The sequence below is a fragment of the Bradyrhizobium sp. McL0615 genome, from assembly GCF_049993905.1.
In the GTDB taxonomy this organism is placed as follows: Bacteria; Pseudomonadota; Alphaproteobacteria; order Rhizobiales; family Xanthobacteraceae; genus Bradyrhizobium.
The window spans coordinates 3,699,610-3,712,474 of sequence record NZ_CP188254.1 but is presented as its reverse complement, the minus strand read 5'-3'; the positions used below and the strand labels follow the sequence as shown (position 1 = coordinate 3,712,474).

The 12,865-nt window shown below is 61.9% G+C and carries 12 protein-coding genes; 3 read left to right on the top strand and 9 right to left on the bottom strand.

Annotated elements, in window-relative coordinates; translation table 11 throughout:
* Positions 1 to 21: 21 nt before the first annotated feature.
* Positions 22 to 555, top strand: a complete 534-nt coding sequence (locus tag ACPPVP_RS17490; RefSeq protein ID WP_426536421.1) for a flavin reductase family protein — start codon at positions 22 to 24, stop codon at positions 553 to 555.
* A gap of 423 nt (positions 556 to 978) precedes the next feature.
* Here ACPPVP_RS17490 and ACPPVP_RS17485 read toward each other — a convergent pair whose 3' ends face one another.
* From ACPPVP_RS17485 to ACPPVP_RS17460, 6 genes are all read right to left on the bottom strand, one after another.
* Positions 979 to 1,437: a Zn-ribbon domain-containing OB-fold protein gene (locus ACPPVP_RS17485; protein WP_426536419.1), complete on the bottom strand. Its 459-nt coding sequence runs from the start codon at positions 1,435 to 1,437 to the stop codon at positions 979 to 981.
* Positions 1,434 to 2,387 carry a thiolase C-terminal domain-containing protein gene (locus ACPPVP_RS17480; protein WP_426536417.1) on the bottom strand — a complete coding sequence of 318 codons (954 nt, stop codon included), beginning with the start codon at positions 2,385 to 2,387 and terminating at the stop codon, positions 1,434 to 1,436. The genes ACPPVP_RS17485 and ACPPVP_RS17480 overlap by 4 nt, the downstream gene beginning before the upstream one ends.
* A 239-nt stretch (positions 2,388 to 2,626) precedes the next feature.
* Positions 2,627 to 3,922 (bottom strand): CaiB/BaiF CoA transferase family protein, encoded by a 1,296-nt coding sequence (locus tag ACPPVP_RS17475; protein ID WP_426536415.1) that lies wholly within the window; start codon positions 3,920 to 3,922, stop codon positions 2,627 to 2,629.
* 24 nt (positions 3,923 to 3,946) lie between these two features.
* Positions 3,947 to 4,909 carry a PDR/VanB family oxidoreductase gene (locus ACPPVP_RS17470; protein WP_426536413.1) on the bottom strand — a complete coding sequence of 321 codons (963 nt, stop codon included), beginning with the start codon at positions 4,907 to 4,909 and terminating at the stop codon, positions 3,947 to 3,949.
* 11 nt (positions 4,910 to 4,920) lie between these two features.
* Positions 4,921 to 6,240 carry a Rieske 2Fe-2S domain-containing protein gene (locus tag ACPPVP_RS17465; RefSeq protein WP_426536411.1) on the bottom strand — a complete coding sequence of 440 codons (1,320 nt, stop codon included), beginning with the start codon at positions 6,238 to 6,240 and terminating at the stop codon, positions 4,921 to 4,923.
* A 32-nt stretch (positions 6,241 to 6,272) separates the two neighbouring features.
* The gene (locus tag ACPPVP_RS17460) at positions 6,273 to 6,584 is read right to left on the bottom strand and encodes a hypothetical protein (RefSeq protein ID WP_426536409.1); all 312 of its coding nucleotides are present in this window, start codon (positions 6,582 to 6,584) and stop codon (positions 6,273 to 6,275) included.
* A 179-nt stretch (positions 6,585 to 6,763) separates the two neighbouring features.
* Between ACPPVP_RS17460 and ACPPVP_RS17455 the strand changes: the two genes are divergently transcribed.
* Both ACPPVP_RS17455 and ACPPVP_RS17450 read left to right on the top strand, forming a co-directional pair.
* Entirely contained in the window at positions 6,764 to 7,252 is a 489-nt protein-coding gene (locus ACPPVP_RS17455; protein WP_426536407.1) for a MarR family winged helix-turn-helix transcriptional regulator, read from the top strand.
* Between the two features lie 158 nt (positions 7,253 to 7,410).
* Complete coding sequence (locus tag ACPPVP_RS17450) at positions 7,411 to 8,364, top strand: Bug family tripartite tricarboxylate transporter substrate binding protein (RefSeq protein ID WP_426536405.1); 954 nt, start codon at positions 7,411 to 7,413, stop codon at positions 8,362 to 8,364.
* A 16-nt stretch (positions 8,365 to 8,380) separates the two neighbouring features.
* Here ACPPVP_RS17450 and ACPPVP_RS17445 read toward each other — a convergent pair whose 3' ends face one another.
* Genes ACPPVP_RS17445 through ACPPVP_RS17435 form a run of 3 tightly spaced genes read right to left on the bottom strand, consistent with a single transcriptional unit; the run spans position 8,381 to position 12,860 of the window.
* Positions 8,381 to 9,349, bottom strand: coding sequence for a Bug family tripartite tricarboxylate transporter substrate binding protein (locus ACPPVP_RS17445; RefSeq protein ID WP_426536403.1), 969 nt, complete (start codon positions 9,347 to 9,349; stop codon positions 8,381 to 8,383).
* A gap of 56 nt (positions 9,350 to 9,405) precedes the next feature.
* Positions 9,406 to 10,608, bottom strand: coding sequence for a CaiB/BaiF CoA transferase family protein (locus tag ACPPVP_RS17440; protein WP_426536401.1), 1,203 nt, complete (start codon positions 10,606 to 10,608; stop codon positions 9,406 to 9,408).
* 11 nt (positions 10,609 to 10,619) lie between these two features.
* Positions 10,620 to 12,860 carry an acyl-CoA dehydrogenase family protein gene (locus tag ACPPVP_RS17435; RefSeq protein WP_426536399.1) on the bottom strand — a complete coding sequence of 747 codons (2,241 nt, stop codon included), beginning with the start codon at positions 12,858 to 12,860 and terminating at the stop codon, positions 10,620 to 10,622.
* Positions 12,861 to 12,865: the final 5 nt, after the last annotated feature.

Below are 12,865 nucleotides of genomic sequence, written 5' to 3'. Positions count from 1 at the left end.
GTCTTGGGAAACCCTGGCGACATGAACACACACATCTCATCTCCGGGGCAAGGTAACCGAAGCCCGGTTTTGCGCGGTGTCTCCATCGATCCCAAGCAATTCCGGTCTGTCATGGCAACCTTTGCAACCGGGGTCGCCGTCATCGCAACCGAATGGAGCGGCGAGCTTTTCGGCGCGACCATAAACTCGCTGACGTCGGTCTCGCTGGAGCCCTGCATGCTTCTCGTTTGCACAAGCGAGGGCAGCGCGACCGGGACGGCTATCCGCAACCGGGGTTTCTTCTCGGTGAACATTCTTGGCCAGCATCAATCTGAACTGTCGGCCCGCTTCACGGGGAACCAGCAGAATCGATTTGAGGATCTTGCCGTAGCGTTCAGCGCTGACGGGCTGCCCCTGTTGCAAGGCGCCGCGGCTCAACTCTGTTGCCGGGTCGCCGCGGTCCACAAGGCAGGCGACCACGATATCATCCTGGGCGAGGTGTTCTCGGGCGAAGAGACTGCTTGTCGTCCGCTTGTTTTTCACAAAGGGGCGTATGGGAGCTTTCAGCGTGTCTGATCCGAACGAACTTGCAAATAACCGCAAACGATTTAGAGGCCGCAATCAGTTAATTTGATCAACGAGGGATGGCATACTTCTCGGTCGCACAGGATGCTGTACTCTCAACGACCCGCCTCCCGTCGCGCCCCGACATCTACATCACCCCTCGGAGCGACTGTGCAGATTTGCCGTCGATAGATTTTCTGGATCTCCCGGGTGCACACATCATGCACGCCGCCTTCTAACCGATTGAAAAACTCAAACTATCGCTCCAGTCCATCATAAGCAGGTTTGAGCGAGGTCCAGCAAATAACGCGCAACTTGGTCTAGAGACAATCGAGCTTCACCCATTCCGCTCGCTTGCTGAAAGACTTTCTTCCTTCACGCCCTGACGTGATCGTTCAGTAACCGGCACCATAGGCATGCTGTCCAAACCCCCGCTCAAGTCGCGGTTAGCTGCCATTGCAGCAACGAATACGGCGGCCGGGTCTCAAGATGATGCTCGAACACACCTTCGACGCCGGCACCGATGGTGACGGCCTGCATCGGGTCGCCCAGGAGATTGCCCACCATGCGTATGTTACCGACGTCCGGCAGTTCCACCAGCACTGCGATATAGGGTCCGTGCTGGCGCAAGGCGTTGTGCGACGCGCTCCAGACACGCTGCCAGCTGAAGACGCGGCCGCGGGGCTCGACGGTGGCCCAATTGAGGTCAAACGAATGGCAATGGTGGCAAATCCATTCGGGTCCGAATTGCCAGGTACTGCAATGCGAGCAGCACTGCACCAGCAAGCGGCTCTGCTGTAACCCTTCCCAGTAAGGCGTCGACAATCCATCGGGTTCGGGCACCGGGATCGGCAATCCAGTGGGAAGATAGGCCGCGCGCGATGTATCGTTCATAACGTTGCTCCCGAACCTAGCAAAAGGTTGCTGGCTGGCGTCACCATCGGACCGCCGATCACCATCGCCACGTCGTTTCGTTCGACCTGGTTGACGGATTGTCCACGTATCTGGCGCACCGCCTCGATCACCAGCTCGAAGCCGTGCACGTAGCATTCGGCCAGATTGCCACCGCTGGTATTGAGCGGCAATCGGCCTGAGGGCGCGACAAGATTGTCGAGCGTAAGAAAGTCGTTGGCCTCCTCCGGTTCGAAGAAACCATGCTCGGCCAACGCCATCACCACGCCGCCGGTAAAGTTCTCGTAGCTCTGGACCGCGTCGACATCGGACGGTTCGATCCGGGCCATACGGTAAAGGGCCGGTGCGAGAGTTTCAAAGCTGGCGCTGGCATAATGCGGCGAATTGTGCGGAATGGCGCCGCTGCGATATCCTGCGCCAGCGGCCGCACCGAGGATGTAGGCCGGCTTGTTGCGGAAATCTCTGGCGCGCTCCTCGGGCACGAGGATGATCGCGGCGGCGCCGTCATTTTCCATGCAGCAATCGTACAGGTGAAACGGCTCGGCGATCCAGCGCGAGGCATTGTATTTGGCAGGATCAAGCGGCTTGCCGAACATTACGGCGCGCGGGTTCGACTGCGCATGATGGTAGGAAGCCAGCGCAATCGCTTGCATGGCCTCCTGCCGCACGCCATGCTCATGCATATAGCGCTGCACGCGCATCGCAAAACGCTGCGGGGGCGCGAGCACGCCATAAGGCATCAGATAAGCCCTCTCACCGGAGATGGTGCTGATGTTTCCAGCCTGCCCAAAGCGCCCGTACTGCCCTTGCGTGAGGGAGCGAAACACCACCACGCAGTCGGCCAAGCCAGCGACGATGGAAGCCGCCGCGTTGGCCACCGCCGCACAGCAACCGCCGCCTCCCCCGCCCCATTGCATCGTCGCCGTGGTCAACTGTCGTGTCCCGAGCGCCGCGGCCAATCGGGCCGCATCGCTGCGGTCATCGCTGTAGGACGAGAAGCCGTCGATCTCGCGCGGGTCGATTCCGGCGTCGTTGCAGGCGGCCAGGATCGCCTTGAGGGCCAGCTTGAACTCCGGATCCGGCGATGCGCCGTGGCGATAATATTCCGTTTCGCCGATCCCGACGACAGCCACGCGGCCCCGCAGCGTGCGTTCGCTTTGCGCTCGCGCCATCAGACTTTGATCGCCTGAGAAGACGCGTCAGCGCCGAACGCGCCGGCCTCAGCCAGCCGCGTCACGTGCTCGTCGTCGTAGCCAAGTACATCACGAAGCACCAGTTCCTTATGCTGGCCGACGGCAGGCGCGGCTACAGGGTCGACGATCGGCGTGTGCGAAAAGCGAATCGGCAGGTTTACGTTCGGCACCCATCCAAGCGTCTCGTGCGGAATTCGCGTGACGATTCCGCGTTCCCGCGCTTCGGGAGAGCGGATTGCCTCGCCGACCGTGCGGACCTTTCCGCACGGCACGCCCGCGGCGCGCATCCGCGATTGCCAGTGCGACCAGGGATACTGCGCGAACGCATCTCCGAGAATTGCAAACAGTTCTTCACGGCGCCGTATGCGGTCAGGCCCCGTCGCATAGAGATCGGACGACGCAAGATCCGGGCGATCGATCACGTTTGACATCAAGCGTTGGAAAATCTTGTCGTTGCCGCAGTTGATGTAGAACGCGCCATCCTTGCCCTGAAAGACGCCCGAGGGACACGTGTCTGGGCTGGTGTTGCCATGCCGCTGCGGGTCTGCGCCGGTAAACAACTGCTGCATCGATGCATATCCGGTCATCAGGACGGCATTGTCGAACAACGAGACCTCGATCGCCTGCCCTGCCCCGGTGCGCTCGCGTGCGACAAGCGCGCCGAGAACGGCGTTGCAGGCCATCATCGCCGTGCTGATGTCCATGACCGGCGACAGCGCGCGTACCCCTTCACGGTCGGGATAGCCGTTCATGGAAACAAAGCCGCTTTCGACCTGGGCAATTGGATCGAAACCGAGCCGGTCTGAGAACGGTCCTTCCCGCCCATACGCGGAAACCGAACAATAGATGATCGACGGCCTGATCCTGCGGCAATTCTCGTAGCCGAGCCCAAACCGATCCATGACGCCGGTGGAGAAGTTTTCGACGACGACATCCGCCGTCCGGATCAGATCGCGCGCGACCTCCACGCCTTCGGGCGATTTCAGGTCGATCGCAACGCTCCGCTTGTTGCGGTTGGTCCACAGAAACGGCGCACCATGCTTCAGCCTCGGATCGACCGGCGGATAGCGGCGCAAGTCGTCGCCACGCCCGGGCGCTTCGATCTTGATCACCTCGGCGCCCATATCGGCGAGCATCATGGTCGCGAACGGTCCAGCGATGAAGTGTGAAAAGTCGACGACCCTGATCCCGTCAAGGGCCGTCGGCGCATGGGAGGGACGCGGCGTGTGTTCGGGAAAATCCGCTTCGATCTCATCCAGCATCTTTGCACCCATTGAGTTTTGTCCTTGCGATCCGGTCTAGAGGTCGAGCACGAGGGTTCCGGACTTGGATCCCGAGCAGCAGATCATGATGGTCTTGTTCGCAGCCTGCTCTTCCGAACTGAGGAACAGGTCGCGATGATCGGGTATCCCATCGATCACCCGTGTTTCGCAGGTCCCGCAAACGCCCTCGGCGCACGAGTAGTTTGCCGAAATACCGGCATCGAGCGCCGCGTCGAGGATCGACTTGCCCGGCTCGACGACGATCGTGCGGTTGCTGCGCGCCAACCTGACCTCGAACCCGCCCTCGAGGGCCGGGGCCCGCTTTGCCTGAAAATACTCGACATGGGCATGGCCTGCCGGCCGGCCGGCCGTGGCCGTTTCGAAAGCTTCGAGCATCGGCACCGGGCCGCAGCAATACAGATGCGCGTGCGCCGGAGCGTTTGCGACGATGGTGGCGAGGTCGAATGTCCGCCCCGCACGCTCGTCGTCGAAGTCCAGATGGAGATTGCGATGAACGTCCGGCCTGATCGCATCGAGATCGCCGAGGAACGCCGCCGCCCTTCGCGTCCTAGCCGCATAGGACAATTTCCACGGGCGTTCGAGCGCCTCCAGGCGGCGGATCATCGACATCAACGGGGTGATGCCGATTCCACCGGCGATAAGCACGGAGCATTCCGCCTCCTCGTGGAGCGCGAAATTGTTGCGCGGCGCGGATACGTCGATAAGGTCTCCAGCCCTAATGGCGTTGTGCACAAAGCACGAGCCGCCGCGGCCGGAGGCATCCCTGTTCACCGCGATGACGTAACGATGCCGTTCGCTCTGATCGTTGACCAGCGAATAGCTGCGGATCATGCCGTTCTGCAAGTGCATGTCGATATGGCTGCCGGCGGTGAATGGCGCGAGATCGCCGCCGTCAGGCGACACCAACTCATACGAATTGATGCTTTCGGCCTCATAGCTGATGCGCCTGACCCGAAGTTTTCTAAGATCGCCGGCCATGATTGACGCGCTCAAAGTTCGTAGCCAAAATCCGCGCCAAGCTTTGCCCGCATGTGGGGCGCACCGACATCGATCCACGAGTCTTCCGGCGGCAGACGCAACGACACCGCGCGCACCATGAACACGTCCGGATCGGTGACGCCCTTCGGCCTGGTGCCGTGATCGCGATAGGCGCCGAGCGCCTCGAGAATGAACCGCCTGGTCATGGCGATGCCCGTATCGCTCGAGCACAGGTTCTCTTTGGTGCGATCGAAGATCGGTGACACGCCGCTCTGGCAGGCCCCGTCCTGGACCCACAGTCCCGGCAGGCCGGAGAACCATGTCGTTTGCTGGGCTTCGTGGTCAAACTGGAATCCGTTCTGCGGATTGTACTTCGTCCAGTAGTCGGCGTAGGGCACCGTCACCGGCTGCTTGACGAGCGCGTTGTGGCTTGCGTGGCCGCTCTCCCGGCCCTTGTGCCCTTCCGAGAAGACCTGCCGCGTCTTGGCCAGCAGCGGTTCTGATGGATGATAGGAGAACATGATGCAGAGCGTGTTCTCATCGTCGATCGGTACCCAGGCGTGGCCGCTCAGATCGGGGAACGGCGACAGCGGCGGAACGAGCGTGTAGAACGGCAGCATGAACTGATTGACACGCCAGTAGAGCGTGTTGGCATCGTAGTTTCGTCGCGCCGCAATGCTCATCCCGAAATCCTGCTTGACGCATTCGAAAGTCGGGCGAAGGTCGCGCTTCTGGATCCAGGCGCTCGTCGTACCTTGCGCGTCGAGCCGACCGTGCAGCAGCGGCGCATGGGCGGAGTCGATCTCGCCTTCGACGGCTTGGAGCCAGTTACACTCCTGAACACGAACGGAGATGTGAACCTGCTCCTGCGAGACAAGATTCCACTCGACGTTTGGCAGCGGCGGAGGGTCGGCCTGATCCGGACCCATATAGGCCCAGATCATTCCGTTACGCTCGCGGCAGGAATAGGCCTTGATCCGCACCCTCTCCTTCAGGCGGCTCCGGACAGGCTCGGCCGGCATGTCCGTTACCGCGCCCGTCACATCGAACTTCCAGCCGTGGTAGACGCAACGCAGACCACAATCTTCATTGCGTCCGAAGATCAGCGGGGCACCCCGATGCGGGCAGGCCTGATCGACCAGGCCAATGCGGTCCTCCGTGTCCCTGAAGGCGACAAGATCTTCGCCCAGCAGCCGAATGCGCTTTGGCTGACCGTCGCGGGCCAGATCGGCTGACGGCAGGAACGGAATCCAATAGAGGCGAAACAACTCTCCGAGCGGAGTGCCCTTGCCGACCCTCACCAACCGTTCGTTATCTTCGTGCGAGAGCATGATTTTCTCCTCGATCGTACCAAGTTGAATCTTCAGACCGCCGTACGCACCAACAACGCGCTCACCCGGCCAGACAGTCCGAGCTCGCGCGCCGTCCATAACGGGTCAGATGTGGCGAGCGGCGGCCTCGGAACCGGAGGCTGCTTTCCAGCCTCCACCAGCTCAACGATCATTTCGATCCGCCGCCGCTCCAGATCCTTCAGCACGTCTTCAACGATAACCCCTTCCGCGGTGCAGCCGGGAAGCTCCGGATACGCGAGGCGAAGGAGCCATTCTCCTGGCTCGGTCTCCATCGCTTCCGCCTCAAGCAGATAGGGAATTGACAACAGAGCGCGCAGATCCACTGCAAGCCTCCCGGACGACGCTTTCGTTTTTGCGCCATTGGTACGTATACGTATCATATTGACGTCCCCTTGGCAACCATCAAGGCGCCAGGGCGGCAGGCGGCCGGGTTTACGAGAGAGTTGAGAGGTTGCGACCAAGCTGCTAACCGCTTGTTGGCACAGGAGCAGTCGGGAACAACATGGCGGGCGAGAAGGAAGAAGGCGCACATTCGGCTGCCGCCCTGGCGCGTCAATGGAAGCTAGAAAACGGCGTCGGATTTTTGCTGCGCCTGCTCGAAGCGAAGTATGATGGTCTCTACCAAAGCGTAACGCGGCAGAGCGACATCACGCCCCGGCAGTTCGGTGTTCTGATGGCGCTGCTGCAAGATGGGCCGATGACGGCGTCCGCCCTTGCAGAGCGCATCAGTTGCGATCGAAACACGCTGAGTGAAATGCTGAAGCGAATGACGGCGCGCAGGCTGATCTCGAAGAAAAGCCATCCGGACGATCGGCGTTCCATCGAGGTGCAGGTCACGGCCAAGGGCACAGACGCGCTGATGGCCGTGGTTCCAGCCGCGGCGCGGCTGCAAGATCTCATGCTTGCTGCCTTGAGCCCGGAGGATCGCGCGCATTTTCTGCGCTGTATGCTGGTGATCGCAAAGTCGTCACCTCCGGACGCCGACACATAGGCTGCGCTCGCCGCGCGTGCTGATCGCTGAGACTTGCTCGCGAACCCCTCCCCTTGAGAGCCGGATTTACACCGCGGTTGAAATTCGCTTGCGCATCTGCTACGTATACGTACTAACGGTCCAAGACGCCGTAGAGCGTCGATATAGGAGAGACGCTCATGCGCGCGCTGATTTTTCTTCTGTCGCTTTTGTTCGTGTCGCCCACACTGGCCCAAAGCTATCCGGAGCGAAACATCCGGATGATCGTGCCCTACCCGGCAGGCGGCTCCACCGACATCCTCGCACGCACGATCCTGCAACCACTCTCGGAAGCCCTGGGAAAGCCGGTCATCATCGACAACAAGTCCGGTGCCGGCGGCATCCTCGGTACGACGGAAGCCGCTCGCGCAACGCCGGATGGATACACGATCGTATTCGGCAATCTTGGGCCGAATGCACTGAATGCAAGCCTTTACAAGAAGCTCGCCTACGATCCCATCCGTGATTTCGTGCCGATCTCGAAGGTCGTGGACGTGCCGTTCCTTCTTGTGACAGCCCCCTCAACCGGGATCAGCAGCGTCAGCGATCTCATTGAACGCGGCAAGAAAGATCCCATCGCGCTCACCTATGCGTCTGTTGGGCTCGGATCGGCCTCGCATGTCACGGCTGAGCTGTTTCGGCGTCAGGCCGGCATTGAGATGCGGCACATTCCGTATCGCGGTGGTGCACCGGCGACGAACGACACGTTGGCGGGCCAGGTCTCTGTTTATTTCATCACACCACTTGAAGGCATTAGCCAGGTCCAATCGGGCTCACTCAAGTCGCTTGGCATCAGCACGGCATCACCTTCGCCACTGTTCCCCGGCATGCCCACGATCGATAAGACGCTTCCCGGCTTCCAGGTCGTCGTTTGGTTTGGCATCCTCGCACCAGCCGGCACGCCGCCGGCCATCGTAGCCAAGCTGAACGACGCCATTACACGAGCAGTCGCCGCTCCAGCTGTGCAAGAAACGTTGAAACAATTAGGCGTCGAGCCGAAAAGCTCAACGCCGGAGGCGTTCGCTGCGACAATTCGAGCCGATGTGGACAAATGGGCGAAGCTGGTGAACGAAGCAGACATCAAGCTCGATTAGCCGTACCATCCATCCTTTATTCGGCCTTGACGTGGCGCTCCTCGATAACCCTGCGCCACGAAGGAATCTCGGCCGCAATGATCGTGGCAAGTTCGGCAGGAGTACTGGCCATGGCCTCCACGCCATAAGTCAAAAATCGATCGCGCAATTGCGGAATGGCCAACGTCGTATTGATTGCGGCGTTGAGTTTGTTGACGATCTCGGGCGGCGTGCCCGCAGGAGCCAAAATCCCGAACCAGGTTTCGACTGAATAACCCTTCAAGACATTGCCGATCGGCGCGGCGCCCGGAGCTACGACGGAGGGCTCAGGCGACGAGACGCCGAGCAGCTTCACCTTGCCGGAGCGGATATGCTCATTCAGCGTGTCGGACGTCGTCGTGAGCAGGATGTCGACCTCGCCCGCGAACACCGCGAGCGTCGTTGGTGCCTGGCCGCGGTACGGGACGTGAACCATCTGCAGTCCGGCCTGATTGAGAAAGCGTTCCGTGCTCAGGTGTCCGAGCGAACCAGGTCCGGCAGTCGCATACAGCATCGGCTTGCCCTGCGCCTTGGCGTAGGCGATCAGGCCGGCGGCATCGTTCACCGGCACCTTTTCACTCGCAACCAGGACCAGCGGCGCCCTGGAGACGAGCGAGACCGGCGCAAAACTCTTCAACGGATCGAAATCGACGCCCTTCTGAAGCAGCGGGGCGATCGAGATTGGTCCGTTATTCGCAAACAAGAGAGTGTAGCCATCCGCATCCGCCCGTGCGGCTTCGTTGGCGCCGGTCGTGCCGGCGGCGCCACCACGATTATCGATGATGAGAGGCTGACCAAGGATCTTCGCCATCGGCTCCTGCAGCGCGCGCGCCATGATGTCGGTCGAACCGCCGGCAGGATATGGCACGATGAGCCGGATCGGCCGTGACGGGTAATTGTCCGCGGCAGCAGTTCCGCCAAGGACAATAAGCCCGAGCGCAAGCGCCAAGAAATGAAATCGGGTCACGTCGATCCTCCCGTCAGGTCTGTTTTTTGTTGTTCAATACAGTCTTTGTTTCTTCGTTATTCCGCCGCGGCCACAACCTTTCCGAACGCACCAGACGCGGCCGCCTTTGCGATTTCATCCGCGGACAGTCCGAGCACGCGTTCGAGGACGTCATCGCGGTGCGATCCAATGGACGGAATTTCCCTTCCGATCTCGCTGCGCGCACCCGACATCCGCCACGGAGCGTTGACACCCTTGAATTCTCCGGCGGCGTCAGCAATCGGCGCGAATGTGCCGCGATCAGCGACAGCTGGATCGTCCAACGCTTCGGCCGGGTCACGAAAGCGCGCGCTCGGAATGCCAGCACGATCGAGCGCGTCAAGGCACTCGGCCATCGTGTGTTGCATGGTCCACTTTTCGACGACCTGCATCATGGCGGTCCAGTTCGCGCCGCGCGCCGGCACCGATGCGAATCGCGGGTCGGACGAAAGCTCCGGCAGGCCGGTAAGCTCGCGAAGGGCGGCGAAGTTGCGCGCCGACACCGGCGCGATCAGGATATCGCCGTCGCTGGCGCGCACGGGCCCGTAAGTCGGCCGCGCCATCGGCTTGGAGAACTGCGCTTCCTGCAGCTCATACACCAGAAGGTTCAGCATGCAGTCCATCAGGGCGACATCGATGCGCTGCCCTTTACCGGTGCGCGAGCGCTGCACCATCGCCGTCTGAATGGCGGAGAAACCGAAGATGCCGCCGAGAATATCGGCGACGAACACCGCACCCGCCGCTGGCCGGTCGCGGTCGCCGGCATAGCGCATCAGCGCTCGATCAAAGCCGCTCTCGGCATGCACGATCATCGCGTAGGCGGCGCGCTCGGCTTGCGGACCGGTCTGGCCGTACCCGGAGATCGAGCAGTAGATCAGTCTCGGATTGATCTTTCGCAGCGTCTCATATCCGAGACCCAGGCGTTCCATCACACCGGGCCGAAAATTCTCGACCAGGATGTCGGTGTTTTCGACCATGCGATGCACGAGCTTGATCGCATCTGAAGATTTCAGGTCGAGCGCGATGCTCCGCTTGCCGGCGTTGAGCTGGCCGAAATAGGCGCTGTGGCCGTCACGCACCGGTGCGCGCAGACGCATCTCGTCACCTTCCGGCGGCTCGATTTTGATCACTTCCGCACCGACATCCGCCAGTAGCCGCGCGCAGTAGGGCCCGGCCAGCATGATGGAGAAATCCAGCACCCGCACACCCTCGAGCGGCGATGTCGATGTTTGGTCCTGCATGCTGTCGGCTCCTATCTCGGCAATCCCAGCCCGCGCTGGGCAATCAGGCTGCGCTGTATCTCGTTGGTCCCGATGCTGATCACCCACATCAGCGAATGCCGCAGGTTCTGCTCGAACCGGCCATTGTCGATCGCGCCCGGCATCTGCTCGGAAACAGCGCCGCGCATCCCGAGAATGTCGAGCGCCGCCTCGCCGAAGCGTTCCATCAGTTCGCTGGAAAAGACCTTGCTGATCGCGCCATATTCCGGCGGCGTCACGCCATCCGCCGCAAGTTCGGCGCAATGCATCATCAGTTGCCGGCCCACCTCGATTTCGCAGGCAAGCGTCGCCATCCTGTCGCGCACGACCGGGTCCTGACTGGGCGGCGGCCGATCGCTCCCGGCCGCCATGACCTGCCGGCGCAGTTGCTCGAAGGCGTGGGCCACCTTCAACACGATGCCACCGCCGACCAGACCGCGCTCGAAGGCCAGCGCGCCCGTCAGAACTTTCCAGCCGCCATTGACTTCGCCGACGATGTTTTCCAAGGGGATGCGGACGTCATCGTAGAAGATGTTGGCAAACGTGCCGTCATACATCGTGCTCGCCGGTCGGATCGAAATGCCCGGCGTATTCATCGGGACGATGAACATGCTGACGCCGGCGTGCGGCGGCTTCGCATTCTTGTCGGTCCGGGCCGCAAGAAACATGTATTTACCCCACCAGGTCGTGGTCCATATCTTCTGGCCGTTGATGACCCAATGCTCGCCGTCCCGCACGGCGCTGGTGCGCATCGCGGCCAGATCGGAGCCCGCCTCGGGTTCGCTGTAGCCCATACCGTGCATGGCTTCGCCCCGCAGGATTTCCGGCAGGTATTTTTGCTGCTGCACCGACGTACCAAACATCATGAGGGCGTTGGCCTGGATCGACGCACCGATCCTTGGCGCCTCAGCCTGCTCCATCGTCTCCATGAGCGCGATCTGCTCCAACGGAGAACGCGCCTGGCCACCGAATTCCTTTGGCCATCCGAGGCCGATCCATCCGGTCTTGCCGATATCGCGCGCGAAGCCAGCGTCGAACTCACGCTGCTTGAACGGCTGTTCGTCGAACCTGGTCTTCCTGTCTCCCGACCAGTTCTGATCGAGCCATCGCCGCACCTGTTCGCGCAGCGCGTCGCCGGCGGGACCGAGATCGTATTGCGGCAACGGCGCGCCGCCGCGATCCAGCAAGTGGGAGGCCAGCCGCCGCCGCGCATCTGGCGCCCCGCCGAGTGCGATCGTATCCAGATGCACGCGCTTGAAATGTCGCGCCGCCTCGTGCTCTTCGGCATAGCCGATGGCGCCGAACGTATGCTGGGTCTCGAGCGACACACGCCGCAGCGCTTCGCCGCCGAAGGCAGCCGCGCAATCGGCGAAATAGCGCCAGTTGCGGTCACCGATGTCGTGCAGCCTCGCCGCATGATCGAGTGCAAGGCGGACGCCTTCGAGTGCGATCAGGCCATTAGCCAGCTTGTGCTGGATCGCCTGAAACTTGGCGATCGGTCGCCCGAACTGGTGACGCTCCTTGGCGTAATCTACGGCCAGCTCGAACGCCCGCCGGGCCGCGCCATGTGCCCTCGCCAGCAATGCGATCTGGGCCATGAGACGGAGATCGTCGAGATTGATGCTTTCAAGCCGAAGCAGCGTCAGCGGCACCGAATTCAGCCTGACCTCGCACAGACCCCAGGCACCCATGGCGCGCGTCGGCGCAAGGTCAATGCCTGGAGCATCCAGTCGGACGAGGGCAAGATGGGACTCATCGACGGCGACCAGGAGATGTGTGGCACTCGCCGCCTCGACGAAGCGAAGCACCCCCGTTCCGCGCTGGTCGCCAATGCGGATCGAGCCCGCACCTCGATCCGGATCGTGGGCGCCGAAGCAAAATGCGGTCACCGCCGTGCCGGCGTGCAGCTGTTCCAACAGATCCACCGCCGCGCCGGCCCGCGAGCCCGAGAGCCCAAGATTGGTCAGCGCGGTGGGTAACATCGGCGCCGGACATGCGGCACGGCCAAGTTCCGCCATCACCACCAGGATTTCGCGAAGCCCGCCTTCGCCGCGATCGGAGCCCAGCACATTGACCCCCTGCCCGACGAGCTTGCTCCAGATCGCGGAGTTAGCGTTCGGGGACGGCGATTCCTTCCCGCCGACCGCGGTCCAATGCGCTTCCAGAAACCCGCGCAGGGAATCCCGAAGCATCCCGGCGATGTCGTCGTTCGGAAGTGCCCCGGTCGCATTCATCGGAG

What these genes read in the sequence shown, in the direction of transcription:
- ACPPVP_RS17490 (WP_426536421.1), top strand. Translation starts at nt 22, where the DNA reads ATGAACACACACATCTCATCTCCGGGGCAAGGTAACCGAAGCCCGGTT.
- ACPPVP_RS17485 (WP_426536419.1), bottom strand. Translation starts at nt 1,437, where the DNA reads ATGAACGATACATCGCGCGCGGCCTATCTTCCCACTGGATTGCCGATC.
- ACPPVP_RS17475 (WP_426536415.1), bottom strand. Translation starts at nt 3,922, where the DNA reads ATGGGTGCAAAGATGCTGGATGAGATCGAAGCGGATTTTCCCGAACAC.
- ACPPVP_RS17470 (WP_426536413.1), bottom strand. Translation starts at nt 4,909, where the DNA reads ATGGCCGGCGATCTTAGAAAACTTCGGGTCAGGCGCATCAGCTATGAG.
- ACPPVP_RS17465 (WP_426536411.1), bottom strand. Translation starts at nt 6,240, where the DNA reads ATGCTCTCGCACGAAGATAACGAACGGTTGGTGAGGGTCGGCAAGGGC.
- ACPPVP_RS17455 (WP_426536407.1), top strand. Translation starts at nt 6,764, where the DNA reads ATGGCGGGCGAGAAGGAAGAAGGCGCACATTCGGCTGCCGCCCTGGCG.
- ACPPVP_RS17450 (WP_426536405.1), top strand. Translation starts at nt 7,411, where the DNA reads ATGCGCGCGCTGATTTTTCTTCTGTCGCTTTTGTTCGTGTCGCCCACA.
- ACPPVP_RS17440 (WP_426536401.1), bottom strand. Translation starts at nt 10,608, where the DNA reads ATGCAGGACCAAACATCGACATCGCCGCTCGAGGGTGTGCGGGTGCTG.
- ACPPVP_RS17435 (WP_426536399.1), bottom strand. Translation starts at nt 12,860, where the DNA reads ATGAATGCGACCGGGGCACTTCCGAACGACGACATCGCCGGGATGCTT.